Annotated in this window: 25 protein-coding genes; 10 read left to right on the top strand and 15 right to left on the bottom strand. The window is 47.9% G+C overall.

All coding sequences use genetic code 11. The features are described 5' to 3' along the window. Positions 1–8: 8 nt before the first annotated feature. The 3 genes from ACYVC2_RS00565 to ACYVC2_RS00555 form a co-directional block, all read right to left on the bottom strand. Complete coding sequence (locus ACYVC2_RS00565; protein WP_461100310.1) at positions 9–797, bottom strand: alpha/beta hydrolase; 789 nt, start codon at positions 795–797, stop codon at positions 9–11. Positions 798–876: 79 nt separating this feature from the next. Continuing rightward, the gene (locus ACYVC2_RS00560; protein WP_461100309.1) at positions 877–1,692 is read right to left on the bottom strand and encodes an alpha/beta fold hydrolase; all 816 of its coding nucleotides are present in this window, start codon (positions 1,690–1,692) and stop codon (positions 877–879) included. 207 nt (positions 1,693–1,899) lie between these two features. Next, positions 1,900–2,973, bottom strand: coding sequence for a catalase family peroxidase (locus tag ACYVC2_RS00555; RefSeq protein ID WP_461100308.1), 1,074 nt, complete (start codon positions 2,971–2,973; stop codon positions 1,900–1,902). Between the two features lie 455 nt (positions 2,974–3,428). Between ACYVC2_RS00555 and ACYVC2_RS00550 the strand changes: the two genes are divergently transcribed. Beyond that, positions 3,429–3,980, top strand: a complete 552-nt coding sequence (locus ACYVC2_RS00550; protein WP_461100307.1) for a cupin domain-containing protein — start codon at positions 3,429–3,431, stop codon at positions 3,978–3,980. Positions 3,981–4,148: 168 nt separating this feature from the next. On the opposite strand, the gene ACYVC2_RS00545 is transcribed toward ACYVC2_RS00550, so the two are convergent. From ACYVC2_RS00545 to ACYVC2_RS00520, 6 genes are all read right to left on the bottom strand, one after another. Then, positions 4,149–4,586: a carboxymuconolactone decarboxylase family protein gene (locus tag ACYVC2_RS00545; RefSeq protein ID WP_461100306.1), complete on the bottom strand. Its 438-nt coding sequence runs from the start codon at positions 4,584–4,586 to the stop codon at positions 4,149–4,151. 70 nt (positions 4,587–4,656) lie between these two features. Continuing rightward, complete coding sequence (locus ACYVC2_RS00540) at positions 4,657–4,824, bottom strand: hexameric tyrosine-coordinated heme protein (protein WP_461100305.1); 168 nt, start codon at positions 4,822–4,824, stop codon at positions 4,657–4,659. A gap of 1,524 nt (positions 4,825–6,348) precedes the next feature. Continuing rightward, positions 6,349–6,729 (bottom strand): GNAT family N-acetyltransferase, encoded by a 381-nt coding sequence (locus ACYVC2_RS00535; protein ID WP_461100304.1) that lies wholly within the window; start codon positions 6,727–6,729, stop codon positions 6,349–6,351. A 265-nt stretch (positions 6,730–6,994) separates the two neighbouring features. Further along, positions 6,995–7,288 (bottom strand): CPBP family intramembrane glutamic endopeptidase, encoded by a 294-nt coding sequence (locus ACYVC2_RS00530; RefSeq protein ID WP_461100303.1) that lies wholly within the window; start codon positions 7,286–7,288, stop codon positions 6,995–6,997. 7 nt (positions 7,289–7,295) lie between these two features. Next, on the bottom strand, positions 7,296–7,673 hold the full coding sequence (locus ACYVC2_RS00525; protein ID WP_461100302.1) for a hypothetical protein: 378 nt from the start codon (positions 7,671–7,673) through the stop codon (positions 7,296–7,298). Then, positions 7,674–9,992, bottom strand: coding sequence for a T9SS type A sorting domain-containing protein (locus tag ACYVC2_RS00520; RefSeq protein WP_461100301.1), 2,319 nt, complete (start codon positions 9,990–9,992; stop codon positions 7,674–7,676). A 419-nt stretch (positions 9,993–10,411) separates the two neighbouring features. On the opposite strand from ACYVC2_RS00520, the gene ACYVC2_RS00515 reads away from it, so the two are divergent. The 3 genes from ACYVC2_RS00515 to ACYVC2_RS00505 all read left to right on the top strand — a co-directional run bounded on the left by ACYVC2_RS00515 (position 10,412) and on the right by ACYVC2_RS00505 (position 12,771). Then, positions 10,412–11,287, top strand: coding sequence for a hypothetical protein (locus tag ACYVC2_RS00515; protein WP_461100300.1), 876 nt, complete (start codon positions 10,412–10,414; stop codon positions 11,285–11,287). Positions 11,288–11,365: 78 nt separating this feature from the next. Next, positions 11,366–11,629 carry a hypothetical protein gene (locus ACYVC2_RS00510; RefSeq protein ID WP_461100299.1) on the top strand — a complete coding sequence of 88 codons (264 nt, stop codon included), beginning with the start codon at positions 11,366–11,368 and terminating at the stop codon, positions 11,627–11,629. Further along, positions 11,629–12,771: a DKNYY domain-containing protein gene (locus tag ACYVC2_RS00505; RefSeq protein ID WP_461100298.1), complete on the top strand. Its 1,143-nt coding sequence runs from the start codon at positions 11,629–11,631 to the stop codon at positions 12,769–12,771. Before ACYVC2_RS00510 ends, ACYVC2_RS00505 begins: the two co-directional genes overlap by 1 nt. A 460-nt stretch (positions 12,772–13,231) precedes the next feature. Here the strand turns inward: ACYVC2_RS00505 and ACYVC2_RS00500 are convergent, their stop codons facing one another. The 3 genes from ACYVC2_RS00500 to ACYVC2_RS00490 all read right to left on the bottom strand — a co-directional run bounded on the left by ACYVC2_RS00500 (position 13,232) and on the right by ACYVC2_RS00490 (position 15,446). Continuing rightward, positions 13,232–13,666 carry a globin family protein gene (locus ACYVC2_RS00500; RefSeq protein WP_461100297.1) on the bottom strand — a complete coding sequence of 145 codons (435 nt, stop codon included), beginning with the start codon at positions 13,664–13,666 and terminating at the stop codon, positions 13,232–13,234. Between the two features lie 171 nt (positions 13,667–13,837). Then, entirely contained in the window at positions 13,838–14,251 is a 414-nt protein-coding gene (locus ACYVC2_RS00495) for a globin domain-containing protein (protein WP_461100296.1), read from the bottom strand. A 109-nt stretch (positions 14,252–14,360) separates the two neighbouring features. Continuing rightward, the gene (locus ACYVC2_RS00490) at positions 14,361–15,446 is read right to left on the bottom strand and encodes a hypothetical protein (RefSeq protein ID WP_461100295.1); all 1,086 of its coding nucleotides are present in this window, start codon (positions 15,444–15,446) and stop codon (positions 14,361–14,363) included. 275 nt (positions 15,447–15,721) lie between these two features. Here ACYVC2_RS00490 and ACYVC2_RS00485 point away from each other — a divergent pair, with 275 nt between their 5' ends. After that, positions 15,722–16,498 (top strand): LytR/AlgR family response regulator transcription factor, encoded by a 777-nt coding sequence (locus tag ACYVC2_RS00485; RefSeq protein ID WP_461100294.1) that lies wholly within the window; start codon positions 15,722–15,724, stop codon positions 16,496–16,498. After that, positions 16,498–19,548: a ligand-binding sensor domain-containing protein gene (locus ACYVC2_RS00480; RefSeq protein ID WP_461100293.1), complete on the top strand. Its 3,051-nt coding sequence runs from the start codon at positions 16,498–16,500 to the stop codon at positions 19,546–19,548. Before ACYVC2_RS00485 ends, ACYVC2_RS00480 begins: the two co-directional genes overlap by 1 nt. A 70-nt stretch (positions 19,549–19,618) precedes the next feature. Here ACYVC2_RS00480 and ACYVC2_RS00475 read toward each other — a convergent pair whose 3' ends face one another. Both ACYVC2_RS00475 and ACYVC2_RS00470 read right to left on the bottom strand, forming a co-directional pair. Further along, complete coding sequence (locus ACYVC2_RS00475) at positions 19,619–19,906, bottom strand: hypothetical protein (RefSeq protein ID WP_461100292.1); 288 nt, start codon at positions 19,904–19,906, stop codon at positions 19,619–19,621. 295 nt (positions 19,907–20,201) lie between these two features. Then, positions 20,202–21,074, bottom strand: a complete 873-nt coding sequence (locus tag ACYVC2_RS00470) for a hypothetical protein (RefSeq protein WP_461100291.1) — start codon at positions 21,072–21,074, stop codon at positions 20,202–20,204. A gap of 442 nt (positions 21,075–21,516) precedes the next feature. On the opposite strand from ACYVC2_RS00470, the gene ACYVC2_RS00465 reads away from it, so the two are divergent. Both ACYVC2_RS00465 and ACYVC2_RS00460 read left to right on the top strand, forming a co-directional pair. After that, positions 21,517–21,867, top strand: coding sequence for a hypothetical protein (locus tag ACYVC2_RS00465; RefSeq protein WP_461100290.1), 351 nt, complete (start codon positions 21,517–21,519; stop codon positions 21,865–21,867). Positions 21,868–22,064: 197 nt separating this feature from the next. Continuing rightward, positions 22,065–23,159 (top strand): Fic family protein, encoded by a 1,095-nt coding sequence (locus tag ACYVC2_RS00460; RefSeq protein WP_461100289.1) that lies wholly within the window; start codon positions 22,065–22,067, stop codon positions 23,157–23,159. A 384-nt stretch (positions 23,160–23,543) separates the two neighbouring features. Here the strand turns inward: ACYVC2_RS00460 and ACYVC2_RS00455 are convergent, their stop codons facing one another. Beyond that, positions 23,544–23,798, bottom strand: coding sequence for an antibiotic biosynthesis monooxygenase (locus ACYVC2_RS00455; protein WP_461100288.1), 255 nt, complete (start codon positions 23,796–23,798; stop codon positions 23,544–23,546). Positions 23,799–24,042: 244 nt separating this feature from the next. Here ACYVC2_RS00455 and ACYVC2_RS00450 point away from each other — a divergent pair, with 244 nt between their 5' ends. Together ACYVC2_RS00450 and ACYVC2_RS00445 are read left to right on the top strand one after the other, a co-directional pair. Continuing rightward, positions 24,043–24,759, top strand: coding sequence for a hypothetical protein (locus ACYVC2_RS00450; protein ID WP_461100287.1), 717 nt, complete (start codon positions 24,043–24,045; stop codon positions 24,757–24,759). A 271-nt stretch (positions 24,760–25,030) separates the two neighbouring features. Then, positions 25,031–25,873 (top strand): helix-turn-helix domain-containing protein, encoded by an 843-nt coding sequence (locus tag ACYVC2_RS00445; RefSeq protein WP_461100286.1) that lies wholly within the window; start codon positions 25,031–25,033, stop codon positions 25,871–25,873. Positions 25,874–25,891: the final 18 nt, after the last annotated feature.

The following is a 25,891-nucleotide window of genomic DNA, read 5'->3' as shown; positions in this document are numbered from 1 at the left end:
GGCACACTTTAAACAGTGGTGCTTTCCAGCCAGTTCAGGATGTATTCAGCATCTTCGCGCCAGGTTGGCTGGCCCAGTACAAAGTGATTACGGCCGTCAAATTCTTTGTAGTCGGTGATGGAGCGGCTGTCTTTGTACTTCAGGTAATTGGCATGGTTGAGTGAAGAAGGAATGATGTGGTCGATGCTCCCGGAGGTGATCAATAACGGGGGATGGTAGTTGGCGAAATCAATGTGAGCGGCTTCGGTCAGGCCATCCCTCGATACTTTCTTCGATTCCGGTACCACAAATTTGTCGTAGGCTTCACGCTGGGCCTCATAGGGCATTCCGTTGGTAAAAATGTACTGCCAATCCTCGAACGACATCAAATAACTCTCATCCGAATCGGTAAACAAGCCCAATGGGTGCCAGGTGGATTTATAAAAGGATAACTCAAAAGTCAGGAGCCCCTGGGGAGCAACAGGGTGAATAGCTACGCCCGCCGTTCCCAGATCCCGTTGCAGTAAAAGCTGGACCATCAGGCCGCCAATCGAATGGCCAATCAGGATGGGTTTCTCCCTGAAGCGATTGGCAATTTCAGCGTAGTAATCGGTCAATGGAGCCAGGCGGATGGAGGCTATATCCGGGTCGGGCTGACGGCTTCGGAGCTCGGCGGGCGAAGCATCCTTATGGGGCCAGGGCGGGGCGCTACAGGAATATCCTTTCGCGCAGAAGTACGAGATCCATTCGTCCCAGCAATTGTTGCCGACAAACGCACCCGTAATAAAAAGAATCGGTCGTTTTTTGCTTGCTTCCATGTTCGTAGAAATGTGTTAAGAGAGGTTATTACCAGTCAATCGATTAATAACGGTTACTATTATACGTACTAATCCAAAGTCACTTCGCAGCATCGCCGATGTCCATGAGTACCGTTGTTACTTGGTCGGGCATTGAAAGGAATGGACAGTGGCTACTGTTGAGCATATAGGTTTTCTTTATCCCTGCCGCTGCGACCATTCGCTTTTGCAGGGGCAGCCCTACGGCATGATCCAGGGCAGTGTGAACGTAGTACTTATCTATTTTCCCGAAATTAGCAGCCGTAAGCGTTATGGAATTGGTAAAGGGAATCGCGGGCTCGGGCTGATAATTATCAACAACCAGTTTTTTCACTGCGTCTGATCCATCCTGAATAAAAATTGGGATCAAGCTTTCCGACTTGATCCCCAGCGTCAGATTGTCGGCCGACGGCACCAGGGCGGGGCCAAGCAGGGATGTGCTGTCTGTCGAAGCCAACGCCAGCAGCGACTGTCCGTTGGCCGGTAAGAACGCACCTATGTAAACCAGTTTATTGATACGGGTCGGAATCTTCTCGGCGGTTGCGGTAACCACCACCCCTCCCATACTATGGCCAACTAAAATCACATTCCCCTGTATACTATTGATAGCGGAGATCACTTTGTCCCGATAAGTATCCATCGTTAACGTAGCCAGGGTTGTTTTGTCGGACCCGTGGCCGGGTAATTCCACAACGACTACCTGCTGGCCTTTTTGTTCCAGTTGGCTCTTGACATATTGCCAGGCGTAAGGAGCCTGCCAGGCACCATGAACGAGCACAAAGGTATTGGTCGGTGCCGGGTTATTGTCATCGGTGCAGGCCGTCAGCACAGCCAGCATGGTGCTGGTTAGGAGTAGAGAGAAAAATAAGGTTTTCATACGTATTGTGTGTTTTGGGAAGAGAGTTACTAGTGTATTCGGGTAGCTGAAGCTGAGGAGTAGTAGTCTGCCGTTTTGGGGTTTATCAGGGGTGACCTTTGCTCGGTTAAGCCGATTTTCGGTTGCCAACACTGTCCCTGCCAGATGATAGTTTATCATGTAATTAACCGTATGGGGCGGCTACACTAAAATCAGCCGGTATAACCGTCAATGCACCTCAAATGCCCCCTGACGTCCACCCACCGAAATAGGATAGGCGCGTGCACGGTCCAGCAGCATGGGATCGGCGATATTAATCCCTTCGGGTACATTATTGGGGTTGAAAAACAGTGTCTTATCCTCCGCCACCGTATTCGCGTCTACTTTGGTGATTGTGACCGTTCCGAGCAGAACACGTTTCCGGCTATCGGGCCAGGCAATGGAAGGGTCTTCGATCTTGTCGCTTTTCTGGGCGATCTGCGCATACAGCTTAAACACGACCGGTTTGCTGGCCACCCGCTCCTTAATTTCTTCCTGTAGGTAATTGGGACCTAACCTGGCCACCTGCTGAGCCGTCAGGAACTCTTCGCCGGCTTCGGGTATGATCTGATAGCGAACATACTGCGATTGGCCAGCCTTGTTGGTGAACTTAAATGAATTTACGCCAAAGTAGGCCAATGTGCCCCAACTGGGGGTAAACGGTTTTTGCGTTGTCAGGAACGTCTTTGCGATGGGATGTGTCGCCAGAAACTGGTTGAGTGGGGCTGGATTCCCTTCGCGATTTGCGCCAATGGCTTCCAGCATGACTTTAAATTCGTCTGTTGTGGATACCGGGAAACCGTTGAAACTATGGAAGATGATATCGGTCGATTGATTCTCGGGCATTTGAAACTTGATGGCCATCCCCCTTGGGTGCGAGGCCCCTACCGTATCGGGAATATTGGGAATCCCCGTAAAGTCAGAGAATCGAACGAGAACCGGCAGCGAACCGCTTTGCAAATGGGCCGCTTTCGTCAGCGTACGGGCTTCGGGGGCGGGTGTAAAACTACCTTGCAGAATGAAGCCCTTGGCATGAACGGCCCGCCCGTCATGTTTACCAAAAGCTGTGTGAAACATATCAACGACCTGAATGGGCGTGGCTTTCGTCGTCGATTTGACACCGGCATTTCCATCCTGAGCTATGACCCGGTTTCTAGAACCGGGCACCAGGCCAATCAGCAGCAGTGCCACATTGAGAAGGTTGATTTTAATGCCACGGCGTTCGCCAGTTAGCTTGTTCGGGGTAAATGAAAAGGGTTGCATATAGTTGATTAGTAATGGTTCAGCAACCCTATACCAAACCCTGTGCCGAAGGCCGCCAAAAACCTGGATCGACCAAAAATACTCTTGAATAGCCGGAAATGGCCTTTTTGATCAGCTCATGCAGGCCAGGATAGGGTGAAGACCGTTTGTTCAATCCAGTATATCTGGAGTAGTTAAACAATTCCGTAAGGAAGTACGACGCTATTGGAGGAAGCCTTTAGATGGAATTCAGTTAGCCGGATTTTCACTTGCTTAAATGCAAGGCCAACGCATAAAATGTTCCAGAAAAGTGCCTGCATTCAATCCACCTAAAAGGGAAGATCAGACGCTATGCATAGCCAACTTCCGTTTCGGCGGACGTCAGCGAATTGTCTGATGGTTCGACTACGTTTTGATGCCTGTTCTGGCATGTGCCTTGTTTTCCAACAGGTATCAGACATTTAAACTTTACGGACATGGCCTACCAGAACAAAGTAATACGCAATGCCAAAACGGGTCAGGTAATCACGTTCTTGCACACGGCTAAAAACACGGGCGGACGATTTCTGGGAATGATTGCGACATTTCAGCCGCAACGGCAACCGGCAGCACGCTATTGTCTCCCTCATCAAACGCTGGAACTGGATGTACTATCGGGCGAGCTTACAGTTCTGATTGATGGCCAGTTAAGGCCGTTGAAAGCAGGCGAGTCGTTGTTCATTGACGCGAACAAACCACATGCATTGTGGAATGGATCAACTCAGCCAACAGCGATAAACTGTCGGGTTCGACCGGCCCTCAACACAGAGCACCTGCTGGAGACAGTAGCCGGATTAGCCAGTGTCGAGACAATCAATCGTCGGCGTATCCCGCGAATGCTCCAGTTTGCCTTAACCGCCAATACGTTCTCGCATGTAGTCCGACTAACCGGTTGGCCCTTTATATGGCAAAAGCTCGCTTTTGCCCTCCTTACGCCGGTAGCCTATCTGGCTGGCTATAAACCTACTTATGAGCGATACATCGATTAGCCTGGGGTATACGAGACTACCACAGACATCAGTCGGAACACTCCTGGCGATGCCTGCGGTAGTCTCACGCGGTTATTGGTTTAACCAATCACAAAATCCTGATAAGCAGCAATCTAATTAAAGATTTTATCTAAGAAAGTATCAGAGCGATACCCGCGTTTTTTTGATTCAGACAGGCGTCATGCGGGTGGCAATACCAATCCGATTCCAGGCGTTGATGCTGATAATAGCCATGATGAGGTTCGCCGTTAGCTGTTCGCCAAACAAGGCGATGGCCCGCTGATAGGTTTTGTCAGACACCCGTTTCTCCCGAATCAGCGTTACCTCTTCCGTCAACGCCAGCAATGCCCGTTCCTCATCCGAAAAGTAAGGGCTTTCTTCCCAGGCATCCAGGGCGTAAATGCGCTTTTCTGTTTCACCATGTGCCCTTGCGTCTTTGGTATGCGATTGAATGCAATAGGCGCATCCATTCAATTGGGAGGCCCGGATCTTGAGCAAATCCAGTTGCGATACCATAGGGCCGGAACCCGCAATTTGGGTATCAAGAGCCGAAAGCATTTTGTAGTACTCGGGCTCGATATAGCCAATTTTTAAGCGTTTTTCCATTGTTTATGCTGGTTAAAATAAGATTGATTGTCCTTTGGTCGTCCCCATCGCATCGATATTAATCGCTTAATTAGCGATTATCGCGCCAGTAGTCATTAGCAGACGCAATGGTCGAAAACTCAATAGCCACGGTAGGGCCAACCGCCAGTAACATCATGGCATCATTGGCATAGACAGCCCAAAACTTTTCCCGGATCTGTACATTAGGTTGCGTCGTATTGATTAATAATCGGGCCATTTTGATGGCCAACCGGCGACCTTCTGCCAGGGTAGCCGTTAAGCGGCTATTTCAGGAACTAGTGTTATCGCTTCCATGTATCTTGAAAAGATTAGGATTTTAACTAGTAGAAAGTTGAACAAATAAATAGCCTTTAATTCATTCTGTCTATTTCCCTTAATCAATAATCTTGCGCCAAACCTTGTGCCGAAGATGATATTTGGAAGAACAATAATTGACCCCTGCTCTAAATGCAACACAGGCCGATTTATAAAAGAATAATAGAGGGTTTATTAATATAGAATTGGGTGCGTAGTCCAAAAATTCTGTAGAATTCAGACCCATTTGGGGGATTCACAGGTAAGCTGGAGTTACCTGCCCAAGCGATTCGCCGGTAAAAGCTATATCCCGGAGCAGTATGCGAAGAAGTGATCAATTAAGGGCAGTATGAAAATAAACTACATATGGCAAATAACTAAACTAACAGACGGTAAATGCCAAATTTTTTCTATAGGAACCTATTATGAAACAAATCAAGAAGCACATTTTTCGTTTACTGTTCACTTAACTAGTTTGTTCATTAATTGGGTGGTTACCTCTATTTATTGAACTCACTAACAACTGTTTGAGAGGCATGTTTATATTTTCAACTCTAACCAAAACCGTTCAGGAAAACCTCGGCTTATTTTCAGAACAAGACACATAACAAGAAGCAGATTTTGTTACTTTTAAACCAGACAATATGACTTCAAGAAGTAAGAGCGGATACGACACATTTCTGGACGAATTTGCCAGGTTAATCTATGTAATTTGTCCATCCTGTCGACAACAAGCCATCGTAGTAGCTTCGCCGATAGCTTGCGGATCAAGACGGCTTACTTGTTCTCACTGTGGCTTCAATAAAGTAACAAGTGTTTTTCAAACTACTTCAGCCGTACCGTCAGATCCCTATTTTGGATTAACGCTGTGGTTAACTACTCCCTGCGGGACAAATCAGTTATGGGCGTATAACTATGAGCACCTCAGATTTCTACGGGAGCATATAGGTTCTCAACTGAGAGAACGGAATGGATTGTCCATGCGTAATCAAAGCTTAGGGAGTCGTTTACCCAAATGGATGCTAACCCAAAAGCATAGAACCAGTGTACTAAAAGCAATTGAACACTTGGAAAAGCTATAGCAAAATGGATTAGCTTCCTGATACTAAACACAAGGTCAATCAATCTTCATGTATAGACTGTAATAAGCCGGGATATGACCTAAAAATAACCACTATGAATTTCGGTCTGGTTGTGTCAGTCAATTTGTACCTTACCGGTTTTAGTATTTACATACGCTAGGGCGGGATGGCTTTCGGGAAAGTCCCAGGCGTAATACGTCTCTTCTCCGCCCGCCCTGTTATACCCGACAACTAATTCTATTGCGAAGTGAGCACCCGTACTTGTGTCAACGAAATGAGTATTGCTCGTCACAATTCCCCCACCCGTTGGATTGTCGTGTAAGTAGGTTTGCTTTCCCGTGCTTCCATAAAGTCTGTTTAAAAATTTATCGGTTTGTAACTAATTCAAATTGTAACTTTTCCGCAGCATTACTCTCGACAGGATAAAACCCATTTTTGGTCAGCACGTTAATCGACGCCAGGTTATCAGGTAACGTATGAGCAATAATTCGTTGAACACCTTCTTGTCGCCAGGCATGATCGATAAGCGTGCTAACCAACTCCGTAGCTATCCCCTTCATCCGCCACTCTGCCGATACTGAATAGCCAAGCACCACTGTACCGGTTCTATCCGGGGGACCAAAATAACCTCCATTAGCCACCAGAGTTGCCGGAACAATGTCAACAGGATAGCAGATAACGTACCAACCATACCACCCGGCAGCCGCTTGCCCACCCGCCTGAAGTTGATCCAGGAAAAATTTCATAGCATCCTGATCCTACTCGCCCGGTGGCCAATCAGCGGGCAGGGCGACATTGAGTAGTTGAGCCAGGTGATGAGGACCCATTAATTCAGCCTGAAGTAATGTTGGGCTACTGGCCACAAAGAGCAAGTGCTGAGCGTACAGAAAGGTTGAAGTCAAACCTGAAATTACTGGATTTGAGTGATAGAAATAGTATGTTGGTTTGAACGATGTTAAAGGTCAGGCAAACGAACGTATAACAGGGTGATAAGTTGGATCAACGCGTTCATCAAATTGTACCCAGTACGTTTGGGATAAAATCAATCAGGAAGTGAGCCATCATTACCGATTTTAAGTCCTTTCGCCACATATACACACCCATTAGTACGCCACCTAAAATCAACGCCAGAATCATGCCCGGCATACCCTGCGAATAATGAAATAAGGCAAAAGAAATCAGGGAGCCGAATGCAGCCAGGTAGCGGTTATTGGTCAGCATTGTTAATCGCTCAATAATATAGCCTCTGAAAAATAATTCTTCAACCACACCCGCCCGGAAGACAACAAAAAGGGTTGTCCACATGGAAAGTTTAAACGACGATCTGGAGCCGCCATAGCGCCAGCCGACTTGTTGAAAAAGCTGCAGACAACCGAACAGCAAGGCGAAATTTACACAAACCGTTACTGTTGCCCATAAGATCGACAGGCCTACTTTCTGTGGATACATACAAACCAACCGAAGAAAGCGGTAATTTTTCCTGCCTGATCATTCCTAAAAGAAGCCCGGCCATCAGGAAAATCATTGCTTCTCGACCGACTACCTGTAGGTCGTTTAGTGGGTTGCCGAATGCCGTCTTAAACAAAAAAGAGATTCCGGCTATAGATAGGTAGGCAATCACTACCCCAACGGCGGTTAGAGCGTTTCGGTTGTGCATGATTTCGCTTTGCGTTCGTTTAATCCAGACCATTCATTGTTTGAGCAACCTAATCGTTTTTGTTTGGCTGGACGTGCTCACCTGCAGCAGGTAGGTGCCCGGTTCGTGATTATCCAGACTCATCGATTCCTGATGCGACGAATCGCTCACCTGGATTTGACGCTCCGTAATGGTACGTCCCTGTAGATCGACCAGCCACAGCCGAACCGCTTGCCCATTGGCCCCTTCGATGGTTAGGGTGAATTCCTGCTGGATCGGATTTGGATAAGCTACAGCCTGCAACCGGACCTCCGGCCCAGTTTCTTCATCCGCCAACCGGGCTTGAGGATTAGCGTCGGGTGAGGTAATGATAACAGCTATATTCGGGTCATTATCAGTTGCGCGTAGCCCAACCGCTACAAACTGGTTAGGTCCATGCGTTAGCCCAAACAGGTGAGACGGAACAGAAGACTTGCGAGCCGTCCAGCCAAAAGCCGTTGGCGCTGTGTAGAGTTTACCATCGAGTGCAACCGCGACAAACTGACCGTTGGCAAACACAACATGATTAAAACGGGCCGCCGGATCTGCCGAGTATTGAGACCAGTTGACCCCATCCAATGACCAGCACACCAGGCCCCAATAGCCCACCGCGACCCACATGCCATTCCCATACGCAACGCTTTTTAGCTGTCCTGTCATGTTGCGAACCGTCCAGATAATCCCGTTCGAGGAGGTTGCAATCGTACCATAGTCACTCACCGCCACAAACAGTCCATTCGCATACGTAACGCTATTGAAGGGCGCCGATTGGCCGATGAAGCTTTGAAGCCAAGTTTTTCCGTCAACGGATCGGACTAATAACCCTTTATCGCCAACGGCGACGAACCAGCCAGCCCCATAGGTAATCCCTCGTAGTGTTTGACCAAAGTTTACGCTGCTGTAACTCCATACTTTCCCATCGGTGGATGTCTGAATGATAGCATCTTCCCCCACGGCAACAAACTTGCCCGCCCCGAAGGCTACATCGTAAAAACATTTTCCTCCACCGGGCAGATGTACGGTTTCACCAACGCCGTAATGCTGACCATCCACCGAGGTGAGCGCCACGTTGGCCCGGAGTGATCGTTTTTCTTCCGACGGATACTCCCCCACAGCTACGTAACGGCCATTCCCATAGGCTACTCCATATAAATTAATATACTTGTCAACGATTGGCCATTTCCAGTTTACGCCAGTTGCTGAATAACCGAGATTCCCTTCGGCTCCTACCCCAATAAACAGACCATTCATGTAGCGAACCTTGCTAAGATGGATTTCTTCCGAGCTAGACGAGATAGCTGCCCAGTTTTTACCGTCCAGCGACGTGAGCATATCCTGATCGGGGCCGCCAAGGTTGATAACAAATTTGCCGGTTATCGGATTGTAAAAAATGCCTGTGTAATAGAGATATTGCCCAGCTGGATAATAGGGGTATTCATGTTTCTCCCACGTTGTCCCATTGGCAGAAGTTAAGGCTATATTGAATAACCCGATTGCCATTAAATTCCCAGTAGGACCAGCCGCGACATGAATCAAATGCATATCCGTGCCTGATTGTTGCTCTGTCCAAATAATACCGTTGGGCGTAGTTCTGATCATACCATCATCACCAACTACGACAAACCGACTGCCTGCATAAACAAGATCATTAAAATTGGTGGTGGTGCCTGTTGTCAGGGTAGTCCAGTGGATACCATCCCCCGAATTGATCGCCGTGCCCTGGCATCCAACCGCTATGAACAGTCCCCCACCATAGGTAATCCCATTCAAAGTTGTACCGGTACCCGAAGCCCGTTTCACCCAGGTCAGTCCATCTGCCGATGTGATAACCTGCCCCCAAGATCCCACGGCTACGAACTGATTTTTTGCATAAACAATGCTGGTTAACCAGGTATTTTGTGCCGCCTGAACACCCTCTATCTGAGTTTTCCAGGCGACCCCGTCGGTAGAAACCCGGATTATACCATTTGAGCCAATCGCTACGTATCTACCTGCTCCATAAGCCACATCCGTTAAGTAATTGTCGGGGTGAGTCTGAATTTGCTTAGTCCAATTAGTCTGGGCGTTGGCGGTGAGTCCAGTTAACCCAAGTAGGCTACTAAACAACAGTCGGCGTATCCAGCTTGGCCAGCCAGGCTGGCTTGAAACGGCATCCTGCCGCTTCCGGTACTCGATCCATTGGGTGCCGAAAATGGCACTAAGCAGCCCAAGAGTGGCTCCCATCAATTTATGATTAAGCAAATAATCAACGGACATATCGGGTTTAACATGGATGGCAATGGCCAGCAGGCCGCAGAGGATCGTAGCGGTCCGGCATAGGATTAATTTTTTCATGATAATTGGTTGCTAAATAAGAAGGCTATTAATTGAGTAGCGTGTGCGAAGCAACATTATCCGTCGTGCTGCTCGACGGGTCAAAGCTGGCCCCTTCATGGATTACTTTTCAAAAGTTTCCCGTCGAGTGGTGGCAATTTGCCCGTCGAATTGTCGGCAATCAGGCATAAGCTGATCGCACTCGTCTACCCCTACTGGAGTCTGTAGCCTGGTGACTGACTGGGCCAGATAAAAAGGAGAGAATCCTTTGGAGCATTGGAAAAGACTCAGGACATAGTAAATGGATAATACTGTCAAAGACATTCCATCGGCAGATACCCACCCTTCAGTCAGTGAATCACTGCAACTCCTACCGAAATCTTTGATGAGCCGTTTCGGTACCCCCACTTTTGCTTCGTAAACAAACAAGCACAGTACGAATGAACACGTTACGTCAATTAATCACCGCTGGCCTGGGGCTGGCCCTATCAGTAGGTCTGGTTTCCTGCGAGAAAGACAGCACGCTCACACCAACTCCGTTGAATGGTGCCCGTTTGGGAACGGAAGATGAGGAGATTTATCCATCGACCAACCTCCCCAAAACGTACCGACTCACCAAATATGGTAACTCGACCCTATCGTATTCAGCCGACGGCCACCTTCAAAAAGTGACCACAGCCGTAAACCGGGGCGGGGTGGCGTATCATACAGACTACACCTACGCGCCCGGCTCCATCCGGGCGGCCTCTTACCAGGGAGCCATACTGGTTCGCGACGAAACCTTTACGCTCAACGCAACGGGGAGTCGTTGCACCGAATCCCTCGTAAAGACCAATACCGGCGAAACCCACTGGATTTATACCTACAACCCGAAAGGCCAGTTGTCGTCCTGCCAGAATCAAAACAGTTCTATCGGTGGCGCCACCTATACCTACGACAAAGACGGCGATTTAATTAAGGCTACAGTGGCTGTCACTCTAACTGAATCCATGGACATCACCTTTGCCTATACAGTACCGACCATGGACGATCACCGCAACGATGTAACCTACCCGCTGAACCTGAATGTCCCTATGCTCCCCGAGCATGATCCGTTTTTGCCTATTTTCGGCAGGAGCAGTAAACACCTGGTGAAATGGGTATACTATAGCCCCTCGGACTTGCCTGTCGTGGTAAAACCGAGTGACCAATTTTACTCCTACATGATTCCGGGGGATGGCTATGTCTCCGACCGAACGATGTCGTATACGTTTGGCGGAAGTCCGGTCGAGAAGATCCACTATGAGTACGTGATGGCTACTATAGGCCTCCACTAGCAAAAACCGTTAACTCATTAAGTTCAACTTTATTCCGCTGGTCCGAACACCAGCGGGATTTCTAAAACGATACGTCAGATGTCGACCATCAAACTACTTACCACGACATACTGGGTACTGATCGGTAGCTGGACATTGCTGGTTATCTATTCCCTGCTTCAGCCGAATGGCTCCCACGATGCCGCCGGACGGAGTGTCGAATCAACCATCAAAGGGTTGATGGTTTTCGTACTGCTCCTGTTGGTTGGGCTGAACTGGCTGCCGTATACCTGGACAAAAAGTGTGGCCTTAGGGCTGGAGGTTCTCGTCCTGTTGCTGGTCTATTACATTCGTACGAACTGATGAAAACCTTTTTCCAAGTAATCAAACTAATGTATTTTCTGGCAAGGCAATTGTTTCGTATCCTGCTTTCTCTCCTGGGCTTAAGCATGCTGGTATCCTGTAAAAAGTCTGACTATCAGAAAAGAGATGGCTCAGTCTATTATAAAGATTTCCGGATGCGTTCCGCCGATTATGGGTCATTCCAGGCATTGAACGCTGTTTTTGCAAAAGATAAAGCTACAGGTTATTACCGGGGCATTCCGCTCGATTCGTCAAACGGGGCTAGTTTTATCGCGCTCGATGAGCATTATGCCAGGGATGCTACCACCGTTTTTTATTGTGACAATTACATCGATTTCAAGTTGTTTGAAACCACCCGAAAGGATAAAATCAGACGGATACCTAAAGCCGATGCCAGCTCATTTCAGGTGATCGCTTATGACTATGCTAAAGACAAGTTTCGGGCGTATTACAAAGAAGCAGGCTTTGCGGTGGTCGATGTAGCTACGTTCCAACCGCTTGATTATCTGTTTGGTCAGGATGAAAAAGTCGGCTATTTCCATTTCAAACCCATTCCCGGCAGCGACGGGTCTTCCTTTGCGGTAGTGAGTAGAAACTTTTCGAAAGATAAACAGGCTGTTTACTATGCCTGGACCCGTCTGGATGGCGCCGACGCTCCGGGTATACGGGTCATTCAGGAAGCGCAACCGGGCTCCTTTATGGCCGTTGGCTTGTATTACGCAACCGATAAAGATCATGCTTTTTACAAAGACGAGATCCTAACAGCCGCCGACCCAGCCACCTTTGGTCAATGGGATGAAACCTATACGGATTACGCTTATGACAGCATCCATGTCTATTTTCAGCATAGCCTGATTACCACTGCTGACAAAGCCACTTTCTCGATTTTATCGGACCAGTACGCGAAAGACAAAAAGACCATCTTCTATAAAGCGGCTCCGCTAAAAGAGGCCCATTTTGCTTCGTTCCAGATGCTGGAATACGGCTATGCAAAAGACGCCCAACAAGTCTACTACGAAGGTAAGGTATTAAAAGGGGCTGACCCGGCTTCGTTTGCAATGGTTACCAACGAAGCCGACCGCGACGCTGCTGATAAAACCCATTCCTATAAATCCGGTCGTCAAGTTAAACGGGAGGAGTAGAACGTACGGACACAAACGGAAGCGGATACGAATAGAATTGTATCCGCTTTGGGGGTTATAGCTAGCTTAGGTATCACCTCGCTCAAACTTAGCTTACACTAGCTACTAACTTTTGTATGACCCTGATGGGGTCATACAAAAGTTAGTAGCGAACCTATTTAAATTTTTACAAATGAGCTAAAATAGGTTTGTTTTTGTCGTTCCGACGAAGGACAAAAACGACATCGAAAGAAAAACTTAAAAAGGTTCAGCCTTTAACGGCGTGTTTAGTTATCCGTTTGGAGGTGATTGTACATTATTCTGATCGCTTCTTTTGAGGTTTCGATACCATTGGCGGTGTTGGTTAACAGGGATACAGCCTGAAGCGATAAAATGTACTTCTCAGCTAATCAAATGGCTATTGAGTGCTTCTACCTGCGGATTCCAGCTTTCGAGAGACACAGCTGCTTCCGTTGGATGCTTAAACGTTGATACTCGATTCGATTTCATAGCTACTACGAAGCATAATGGTTGCCAGCAAGGTATAACAAGCAACCCAGGCATTTTTAGTTTCCTCCGTCCAGGCATTGCCCAGCCCTTGTTCAAGCGTCCAGAGTAAGGCCTCCCCCACCAGATCATAATGCCTTTCCTTTACTCCGTAGCGAATATGACGCTGAGCAAGTTTGGTCAGATCGGCCACCAGACTATCGGGGTTATCCAGGCGAGCGACTACGTAGGCGAGCATCACCAACAATTTTCGGGACTGCTCCGGGGTAGTGGTCCGACTGAATAAAGGCCTCACTTCGGGAGCGATGGAAAAAAGCTGATCGTAAAACAACGAGCCAACGGTTTCAACGGGGAGGGCAGCAACCATTCCGAATGTGTTCTGCACAAGTTGGGTCTGATGAGATGTCATGAGTAATTTGTTATTGTTTACTTGGTTCGAGACTGACAGGCAGATCGTATTGAACTGCTTTACAATCGATTAGTGAATCAAATTTACCAGCTCGCCAGTGGGTGCCCAAGTAAACAAAGACGAAGGGTTGCTACCAGTCAATGAAGCGTATGCTATAGGCGTTTAATGGAATCAGGTCGTCACGGGCTCCTGCATTTTTTGGGCAATAATAGTATAAAGAGTGGTCCAGGCTTCTGCTACGTCTTCGCTCCAATCCCGGCCCAGACCGGATTGGAGTGTCCAAAGCAGCGATTCGCCAACGGCGTCATAATGGTCAGCTTTGACACCGTATTGCTTGTGCCGTTGGCCCACTAGCTCAACCTCACGGGTAAATTCGTCGAGCCGGTGAAGCTGGCTAACCAGGAAGCTTAGCGTGTCGATGAATTTAGTATACTGTGCTTCCAGGGGCCCCTTAAAGAGGGCTCTTAGTTCTGGGTGGGTCATAAACAGTCGACTGTAGAAGACATCACCCAGCAGCGCAGGATCAACGTCACGCAGCAGTCGCCACGATTTTTTGACGGTAGCTAATTGGTTCTCGCTCAGCATTGGATAGGTCTGTTTATTGACTAAAGGTAAGCTCTTTATAAAGGCTAGTTTACTAATTTTCGGTTTAGAGGAGCACGGTATCGAATTGTCCCTATTGGGAACCGGGAGACTATTTTTTGTGTGTTAGCAGCCAGGTCTCCACTAGGTCGGTTGCCGTAAATCGGACGCTTTTAACGTGTTCGGGCGGTGTTGTAGATAAAGCCTGTTTTAGGCCCATTACGTTTGGATAAAACCTGAAAAACTGCCCGCTAAATTGCGTATCAATGGCGTGCAATAAAGGATCTATCGCGTAGGCGTCAAAACTCCAGTCCTGGAGGTTCTTGCTGGTTTCAATGTCTGTTTTTATATCGGCTGCCAGCTGCGCAAGGCTCTGATTCAATGGCTGGATAAACGCGTCCGGATGGGCTACCGGGTTGCTACCCAGGAACGAGTAGACTTCCCGGTAAGCGTATTTATTCGCTAACAGATCCAGCAGTAAATCTTCCCAATCCGGATGAGATTTGATTTTTGTTAAAGCCGCCTGCCGGACATCCTCGGCTTGATACTGAGTCGTAAAGGGTAATAAACCCAGGATCGAGTCACTGGGTTTATGGGCGGCAATCTCATCCAGATGCTGTTGATGGTAACGCTTTTCATCGTCGATCTGGGTAGCCGTTGCGGCTTCAGCCTGCTGTACCGAATCGCGTACATAACCGACTACTAATCCACCAGCAAAAAAGGCACTGACACCCAATCCAATCCAAAACGGAATGGCAAACGCACGGCCTGAAACGATCAATTGCCAGGCCGGATGTATTGACAGGAAACACACGACCAGCCACAGCAGGGGTATCCATAACTGGCTATAACTTAGGGACAACCAGCGCAAAAATTGGGGATAGGCACCCTCTGGATGCCATTCCAGTTTGAATATGGCCCCAAAAAAAGCCGTTAGCGCCATACATAACCAGAATATAAAGACAAGCGCTGTGCGCGGGCCAGATCCCTGAGCCACCCAGTCAAATCCACTTTTCGAACGAATAAGGACCGTTAAGGCTAAGCTGCTCAAGGCAAAGCCCAGCGACAAGAGAACCAGTCCTAATCCGTAGCCCATGCTAGCGTCGATTCCCTCAACAGTTTTCGCCGATGAAAACAGCACCAGACCTATATAGAATAAGGCGGTGACGGCAAAGAGAATGTAGGCGAGTAGTTGCATAGAAGTTGTCCGGGAGTTAATCCAGTTTTTGCTATGAGCTAAATGGATGGACAAAAATGAAAGGCGAAACCGAGCTAGTAAACTATTTGTGGCCGAAGCGTACCACAAAGTGAATGAATGGTGCGTAGACCGGTTTGACGTGCATCCAGCCAGCCTCCTTCCCCTTATCTCTGCGTTTCATTCCGTTTTTCCCACCACTCAACTGCTTTTTTTTGTCTATCTTCCGCCTTATCCTAAACTTTGACGATTCGTTCACCCTTCTCTTTTCTACACCGATGAATGCCGTTATTATTGAAGATGTCAAGCTGGTTGCTAAAGAGTTAGCCTTCAAGATCGCAGAAATCGACCCCGCTATCCGCATCATTGAGACGTTGCCTTCCGTGAAAACCGCACTGGGCTGGTTTGGTCGAAACGAAGAACCCGACCTGGTGTTTGCCGATATCGAATTAGCCGATGGGATGAGCTTCGACATCTTCAAACAGTTCCCGCTGAGTTGTCCGGTTATTTTTGTGACGGCTTATAACGAATATGCGATCCAGGCTTTTAAAGCCAACGGCATCGATTACCTGCTCAAGCCCGTTGACCCAGCTGAATTAAAAATAGCCATCGAGAAAGCTCGCAGTCTTAATAAGAATAAGACCAATTTACCAGCCGATATGCAGCAATTACTGGCCCTGTTTGGTCAGCCCGGCCTGTCGCTGAAGCCGACCCACAAAGAAACATTTTTAGGTAATTCACGGGCGGGTTGGGTGCCTGTAAAAACGACAGATATTGCTTATTTCCAGTACGACTCCATCAATTTCATCGTCACCTTAGCCAACGAACGCTATCCCGTCGATTACGACACCCTGGAACAGATCGAAGAACTACTGGACCCGGCCCGGTTTTTTCGAGCTAACCGGCAACTCATTATCAACGGCGATACGGTTCAGTCGGTCAAAAGCGTCGAAAATGATAAGCTGGTAGTTCGGTTACGGCCGCCCCACCATACGGTCGATGTGCAGATCAGCCGCCATAAAGCACCGGCGTTTAAACGCTGGCTGAACCGGTAATGATGGCCTTCGTAAAAGGCATCCGCTATGTCAGTTGGCTACTGATAATGTTACTTCATACCGCCTTATGGGCGCAGCAACCGCCCCTGGTGACGTATGAATTTAATCACATCCAACAGGCCGACGGCTTATCCTTTAATTATGTCAACTGTTTCTTTAAGGATCGGGATGGGTTTTTATGGATTGGTACTAATAACGGCCTCAACCGATTTGATGGCAGTAGGTTTACTATCTTTCGACGCGACCCCGCCAACCCGCACTCGCTGGGAAACAACACCGTTCATGCCATTTGTCAGGATAAAAGCGGGCACCTTTGGCTAGCCACCGATACCGGTATTAGTGAATTCAATCCGGAGACGGCGCAGTTCCGAACGATTTCGACGGGTCTTGGGCGCACGTTAGGTAATTGTCTCAATATCCTCTGCGACCGGTCCGGTAGGATCTGGTTTTCGACGATTCATCATGGCTTGTTTCAATATGAGGTACGTACTGACCACTTAACCCTGTATACCCATAATCCCCAGGATCCGCGGTCACTATCCGAAAACTTCATTTCCGGAAATGGGCTGCTGGAAGATCCTTTTCGGGACGGGATCTGGATAGGGACCCGGCAGGACGGTGGCTTAAATTATCTGGACATAGCCACGGGTGAATGTCAGAATTACCGCCATAATCCGGAAGCATTACCCATTTTCGCGCCCCATTTTACGGGAGCGCTGACGCTCGATGGCACGCAGATGCTGTACGTCGACAATAATGAAGAGCAGATTGTCATCTTCGACCTGAAATGCCGTCGACTGCTTCGAACGATCAAACCCATTAGCCAAACGGGTCGCCGGGTCGATGAATTGAATGCGATTTTTGTGGATCGCCAGCATAATATCTGGATCAGTAGCCTAAGTTACCTGATGTTTTACGTCAAGGCAGGCACGGGCCAGGTGAGTGAACTGATGCATAAAGACACCCGGCGCACTTCCATTGTGGGGAGTTGTTTCTGGGCGGGCTGGCAGGATGATGACGGAACCATCTGGCTGGGCACCGTCAATGGCATTTCCTACACCAATCCAGGCCGGGCGATCTACGAAGCGAACCCCTTAAGCCGCTTTTTTCCAACCCTCAAAATAGGGGCGCTGATCAATAACTTTTATGAGGACTCTGATGGCTCCTGGTGGGGTAGCGAGGAACATACCCCGGCAACGCTGCTGCACTACGCGGCTCAGACTGATCGCCTGGAACGATACCCGGCACCGGGTGCCTTCTTCGCCTATGGCATTGGTGCCTACGGCCCTGATTTATACGTAGCCAGCCCAACCCACCTGCTCCGGTTTAGCAAAAAGACTCATCAATTCACTCCCATTCCATTGCCCGCTTATGTTCGAACCGACAAGATTCGGGGTGGGCGGTATCGGCTGCTTCAGCAGAACGATTTAATCTGGCTTTTTTACCAGAACAAGCAGACGCTTTGTTATCAGATTACGACGGGTCTGTGGCACCAGTATCCCATTGTATCGAATTCCGATCATCCTAAGTTTTGGGTGCGAAATGCCCTGATTGACCGCCACAATGCGGTGTGGCTGGAGCTTTATCCGGAAGGCTTTGCCAAATTCTCCCCCCAGACAGGGCAATTTATCCTGCAAAAAGGGCCCGCCGAAGCCGAATACGAGAATACGATTTCTTCGTTTACCGAAGACAAAAACGGCTATTTTTGGCTGGCGACCAATGGCTACGGACTGGCCCGCTATGATCCCCGCAACCAGCAGTATCGGTTCTGGGGCGTCCACGATGGATTAGGCGATGATCACTGTCTGGCGGCTATTCCCGATCGCTATGGAAATATCTGGGTAGGGTCTTATAACTTGTTTTCCATCTTTACGCCCGCTCGTAATCAGTTTTTGACCATTAGCTTGCCCTACAGTGAAGATAATCAGGAGTATTTTAATTACATGTGGCCGCTACGAAATGGTCATATCCTGGCTTCGATTAAGGGGTATCTGATCGAATTTAAACCCGAAGTGCTGTCACGATTCTCCATTAAGCAGGCTCGGGTTCTACTCAGTGGGCTGGTAGCCAGCGATTCAACGTACCTCTTAAACGGGCCAACGCCGACGGTGCAACTGAAGGCTTCCGACAATTCGTTTTCCATCCAATACTCGGTCCTGGGGCCGCTCCACGAAAAGCAATACCTGTTTCGCTATAAATTGGAAGGCTACGATGCAGAGTGGAGCAAAGCCAGCTCCCAAACCAGCGCCGGGTATACCAAACTGCCGGGGGGCGATTACGTATTTGCCGTCAAAGGGGTGTCGATTAACCACACGGAAACGCCCATCCGCCGACTCTCGATTCATATCGACACGGTGTTTTACCAAACAGCCGCCTTCCGAGCGCTTTTACTGTTAACCCTACTGGGCATCGGCCTTGGTTTGATTCGCTACCGAGTGGGCCAAACCGCCCGGTTGCATCACCTTCAGGTGCAGGCGACCCGGCTCGAACGGGACAAAACCGAAATCCAGTATCAGAACCTGATCAATCACCTCAATCCGCACTTCCTGTTCAACAGTCTCGCTTCGCTCAACAGCCTGATCATCCTAGATCCCAAACAGGCCTCCGGGTTTCTGCAAAAATTATCAGCGATCTACCGCTATATTTTACAGAACAAGGAGAAAGAAACCATTAGTTTGAGTAGTGAACTGGTGTTTGTGCAACAATACATTGAATTGCAACAAGCGCAGTTGGAGGATGGGTTACAAATTTCCATAGACGTAGCCCCTGACTACCTAGCCTACGAAATCGTACCCGTTACGCTTCAAAACTTGTTTGAGAACGCCATCAAACACAATACCACTGACGAGGACAGCCCGCTTCGAATTCGCGTGTTTGTGCAGGATAAGTATGTCTGGGTGGTGAATAATCGTCAAAAGAAGCCGCTGGTCAAAACCTCTAACAAACAGGGGCTGGATAGTCTCAAAAAACTATATGCCTACCTAAGTGACCAGCCGCTGCTAATCGAGGAGACCGACACGACATTCATCGTGAAAGTGCCCCTGCTTTGAGCTTCTTCATTTCGGTTAGTGCCATTTATCAGCCTGCACGAAACCGAACAATTCTGAGTTTTTCGCGGCCTTAAACGGATTTGATACCTTCTAAAATGATGCTCCAGATTACCTGAGCAGGCATTGCCAGGGCCTGTGAAGCATAAATCGTGCAGGGCTGGTAAGTCAGGTGAGCAACCGTCAGACTGGCTTGATCACAGCTAATGACAAAGTCGCCATTACGCTGATGGATAATGGTAAACAGAAGATGTTTACCGGGTCGGACCTCCACCCACTTATGGCCAGCAACAGAAGAGCCATTCCGGTCAGGCTGCGAAGCTTCGGACGCTTCAAACCAATGGGATACAATTTCTTTCATATTTATTGGGATAAACGACTATCCGTACCGTTTGAGCTTGGGTAAGCCTTACCTCTAAAAAATTAGTGGACACGATTTACTCGTTAAGTGATAAGCAAGCAGCATTTTATTTTTTCATGTTTTATAAAGTCTAAACAGTCTTCAAGGGCTGTTTTCTATAGCATTTCATTGTCAATCATAAAGTTAAAAATGGCTCCGACGCAAACACCGGAACCACTTTCAATGCCTAAAATGCTTGTACTACCTGTCTTTACGAGAAAAATCGAATACGCTCGAACGTATCCCCATATACGCACTAAGGATTCACGGTCAGATTGGCCATTTCGTATTCATACAGAAACGTTTTGGGTAACACACCGCTTTGGCCATTGTATTCTATTTTTTTCGTCACAAAGCCATCCGTGTCTAGCGAGTAGACATAAAACAAATCACTAGGAACATAAAAGAAGGAACTACCCGGCGATCGCTCATACGATACATGTTTGGGTAGGTGTTTACTGGGCTTACCGAAAATGCGCAGGTAGGTATCATGGGCAGCCATCCTGGGGACAGTCATGTTCAATGGGTAGGCATCATTCAGCAAGGGGGCCCCCAGTGGCTCATTATAACCAATTTTGATATCAACTCCCTCTGAAACACCCGTAGAAAGCCTTGCTCGATCCATATCGCCCTCTGCGTTATAGTTGTAGGTGATTCCGCCAACACAACTGTTTTTATTCATACAAGACCATAACTGGCCCTTGTCCGTATACGTATATACCCAGTGAACATCACTATAGGTCCCGGCTTCGACAGATTCCGTGCAACGACCGCTGGCGTCGAGGCTGAACGTTTCATCATGAAGGACGATCTTTCCCTGGTGGGTAAACGCCCTAATCTGGCCAGGACTGTAGGTGTAGTCGATTTGAATAGGCATACTGCCCCGAACGGGAGTCGTCACAGCCAGCAGTTGACCATTTTCAGCGTAGGTCAGCTTAGCCTCCCCATATCGGGTAAGCTTGTGCACTTGGGGGATGCCGACGTCGATACCATCTGGCGGAGCTGCCGTTCGGGCACTACCGGTTAAGTTTGGGGTAAGAAAACTGTCTTTCTCGCAGGCAGTCAGTCCAATCGACAGCAATACAGTTGTCAGTAGGGTACTCTGTTTAATGAAGGTTTTGATTAACATTTGGTTGTTTTGATTTAGCCTGAAGCTACCCGGTGTGGGTGCCCTTGTTGTTTATTGTTGGGCAAAGGTGAGCCTGACGGGGGTTGGTCACCAACTGTTTTAGCTCCACTGGTCCTGTCCGCCAATTAACTAGTAGGCAATTCAAGCTGAAGTGTTTTGGATCATTAGGAGCCAGTTTACACCAATCATACCGATGCCATGCCTAAGGAAAGGCTATTGGTTTGCGTTAGAGGACTTTTACGTGTTCTATAGCGGCAATAATGTACAGCTAACCATCAACAAACAGGCTAAAACAACTCAGCCCGAATCACCTACCCATCAAGCGCTCAACGCAACCAATAAGGCTTCTATTTTTGATTGACCAACCCGGTAGATCCCACCTTTGTAACGTTCAATCACACCAGGTGAGTTGACAACATTCATAACGCAAACAACAACTACCATGAATTCTTTTTTGAAGCTTACTACTAGTACCCTGAGTATCGCTTTTTGTATCGGTCTGTCGTCCTGTGAAAAAGACGCCTTACTAACACCAACAGCACCAGATACCAAGTCGGCTGGCATAGCCCATGAGACCGCCTTGCAGACAATCACCCCAACGATACCCAAAAAATATACGCTTGTTAAACAGGGCGAGTATGTGCTAACTTATCAGGCAGATGGAAGGATAGCAAGGGTACAGAAGGGCGTCAAAAAAGCCGTATTTAATTATGAGGTCAATCTTAAAATCGTCCAATTAACGGTATGGGCATTGAAAAAACCCTGGCTTAATGACTTAACAACAAGCGCTTAATAATATCTGCCGTCCAATAAAAAACCGTTCAGAAAGACGTCCAGCTTGTTTTAAAAAAGATCTCAGCATTTCGATTCAATTTTTCTGCAACCTAAATGGGTTGCAGAAAAATTTCTCGTTTGGGCGTGTCAAAACACTCATGTACACAGAATGTACATGAGTGTCGCATCGTGTACGTTTTTTGCTCATATTTGTACATGAATCAATTTCAAGCCGAACTTCCTTATAATAAGCTTCCTCTCTTACCGCCGGCCCCAGAACTCGTTGAAACCATACCTGTCCTGCGTCAGGAAAGCCGGGCGGCTTCGGCGCTGGCTGAATTAAAAGGACTGAGCCGGTTGTTACCCAATCCCGCTATCTTAATCAATGCGCTGGTGCTCAAAGAAGCCAAGGCTTCCTCAGAAATTGAAAACATTATTACCACCGATGACAAGCTCTACCGGGCCTTGACTGTAAAAGGACAAGATGTGGATACAGCGACTAAAGAAGTTCTTCGCTACCGACAAGCTCTTTATACGGGTTATCACTTTATCAAGCAGAAAGGATTTTTAAGTACCAACGGCATCCTACAGATTCAGCAGGAACTAGAGCAAAATCAGGCAGGCATCCGTCGGCTTCCTGGTACGAGCCTACGCAATGATCGCACCAACGAAGTTATTTACACACCCCCCGACGATCCTGCTGTTCTAACTGAGTTGATGCATAATCTGGAAGAGTATCTCAATACGAATGAGCCTGACCAGGTTTCTTTGCTTATTAAGCTGGCTATTCAGCATTACCAGTTTGAGAGCATTCATCCCTTTTATGATGGCAATGGGCGTACAGGACGCATTATCAATGTACTCTATTTACTCCTGCACGATTTATTAGGTGAACCCATCCTTTATTTAAGTGGCTACATCATTGAGTATAAAGCGGATTATTACCGGCTTTTACAGGCTGTGCGTACGGAGCAGAACTGGGCGGATTGGATCCTGTTCCTCTTACAAGCCGTTGAGGTAACCGCTCGGCAGACGATTGATCAAATTACGCGTATTCAAGGGCTATTTGACCAGACGGTTGAGCAAGTTCGCAGCCAAGCGCCCAAAATATATAGTAAAGAGTTGATCGAGGTGTTATTCGAGTATCCCTATAGTAAAATCGAGTACTTGGTGGATCGCCTACAAATTGACCGCCGGACGGCCTCAAAGTATTTGCGTAGCTTAGCGCAGCTAGGCGTGCTTCGTGCTGAGAAGAAGTGGAAAGAAACGCTGTTTATTAATACTGCCCTCTTCAATTTGTTACGTCAATAGTCAGCTGACCAGCGGCATATACGATGTAGCCTATATTGGTTTTCTGGTGTACACCAGTTCATTTTTGATCGTTCACAAAAAGGTTAATTGTCAGCATTAACTGAACTTTTTAAAGATCAGCTGCCAGAACCGTCCAAAAAAACGTCCTATTACACTCAGAACCAGACACCGTGTATCCTCCAAGGGCTACCGACTCACGGTTGCCAATGCCGCCTGAAAGGGAGATCACAATGCTTGTAAAATCAAGTTCGCCTGTTCAACCTTACTCGCGTTGACCAGCACCCAATGCTCAACCAAAACCCATCCTGTACCCTGACCAACCAGCCCTACCCCCTACCACTACTGACGGCAATCAGCTGATCTGACCCATCACCTCACAGCAGGCTACCGTGGGCTGGGCCGCAAAATACACCCCCAGTTGCTTTGGGCCCGCTGACAGCAGTCTGCACTCACCCACAGGCTCACCACCAGACACCGATCCTGGCCCGGCTCGGTTAAAAACCGGGCCTCGATAAAGCCCGGCTGATGGGCCAGCACCCCACGGAGCGAGCCCTCAAACAAGCGGCTGACCTCCGGCAGGCAGCCTGCCCGTACCGACAGCCATACCAACCAGCCATAACTCAGCCAGTACCGTGACATATTAGGAACGTAAAGCCATCAACCCATTAGCCTGATTCATGGTCCAAGCGGGTAGGCGGGTATTATTGCTGGAAATACTCGTTTTTGTCGGCATCGGACGCTGGGCCACCATTGTCAATCTTATCCTATAGCATACGTAGCTTTGTGAGTTTATGATTATGGGCATTTCTAGCTATTCAAATCATAACAAATACTGTCCTCTCTGTTAGCAGATCTTCTTAAGACATTAACTCCACAAAAACTCATGGAAGAGAAAGTACTGACACAACTTCGGTGGTTGAAAATCTATACGTTTACGACCTCTGCCATCTTCTCCCTTTATTTATTTACCGCATTTAACCCGAGCAATGCCCCGAAGCGATTTGAGGAAATAGACGTAGAACGGATTAACGTGGTTGAAAAGGATGGAACCCTAAAAATGGTCATTAGTAATGAGGCAAAGCAACATCCCGGTATAGTGGATGGTAAAGTTATGGCTCCTCGTAAGCGTTCTGCAGGAATCATTTTCTTCAATAGGGAAGGGGATGAATGTGGCGGGTTAGTCTATGAAGGCACTAAAAAGCGGGCATCCTTGGCTTTATCGATTGATCAATATAAAAATGATCAGCTCATGCAGTTACAGTATGATGAAAAACTTGATGGTAAGCAGCGAGCCCGGTCATATGGGTTGAAATTATGGGATCGACCCGACAATTTCACACTGGGCCAACTTGTAAATCGACTCGACTCGTTAGAAAAACTGAATAACGAAACCTTGTACAAAAAAGGCATAGCTGATCTGGAAGCAAAACGTCTTCTTGGGAAGGAGCGACTTTTCGTCGGGAAAACGTATCGGTCAGAAACAGGTGTATTCATTCGTGATGAAGCGGGTAATGCCCGCATCAAGCTGTACGTCGACAGGAAGGGGGAAGCGAAAATCGAATTCTTGGATGCCGCTGGCAAGCTCCTCCCTCTTCGTTAAAGAGAGATACCAAGCGTAATTAATAGTGGTTTATGAATGACTGTTCAAACCGGAATGCTTTTTGGCCTGATAGCTTAAAGACATAGATCTTTCACAAAAACGGGCGCTTATTGAGTCATTATACTAATTAGTTTCTCATCTACACGAGTTTATCTACAACATCTTTGTATTGGTAAGGGAATGGGTAAATGCGCGGGATAACGGCCATTAACTAATTGGTGAAAATTCACTAAACCGGTTAACTTTAGCAAAGAAACGTCAGTTAGGGGATATGCTGCTGAAAGGTTTTTTGCCCAGCCCGGCTTTACGGGAGTACATCGAAAATATCGGCATTGTCCATCTGGAGTTTCCATCCGATGAACCCATTCCGATGAAAGCCTATGCCCCAAAAACCGGTGACTCCCTGGAATTTTTTCTCCGGGACCCCGAATACGTTCAATATCCGGGAGAAACCACTAAGACCAAACGACCCGTGGCCTTCCTGCATGGCCAACATACCCTTGTGACCAATCGGTATGTGGGACGGGAGTTTTTATACCTTAATATCAAGTTTCAACCCGGTGTTTTATTTCGATTAACGGGCATTCCTGCGTACGAGCTGACCAACACCTATATCGATGCCGAAGCGGTTTTTTCGCGAGACATACGAGTCCTAACCGAACAATTAAGAAATGCCAACTCGTATGCTGAAATGCTGGAGTGGGCGGAGTTGTTTGTCCTCAAATTGATCAGCAGATCCAAAAAGGATGCGCATGGGATTGATCAGGTAGCTCAACTACTATTGCACAACACGCAATCAATTTCGATGGATTGGCCCGGCCTGGATTGGCTGGCCAGCCAATCCTGTTTATGTGCCCGCCAATTCGAGCGAAAATTTAAAGAGCGGATGGGCGTACCCGCGCCCCAACTGGTGCGAATTGCCCGCTTTGATAAAGCCTTCCGGATGAAAAATGCCCAGCCCGAAACCGACTGGTTAAGCATTGCCCTTCAGTGTGGCTACTATGACTATCAGCACTTAGTGAGAGACTATAAAGCCATCACTGGGCTTACGCCCCCCTCATTTTTTCAGCTGGACAATCAGGCTCCCGAACGGCTTTTGGGCCTACACGAGTAAAGCGTCAAGGAGGTGAAG

The sequence above is a fragment of the Spirosoma koreense genome (genome assembly GCF_054777875.1).
Note: the sequence above shows the minus strand (reverse complement) of the source record. Positions and strands in the feature narration are given on the sequence as shown.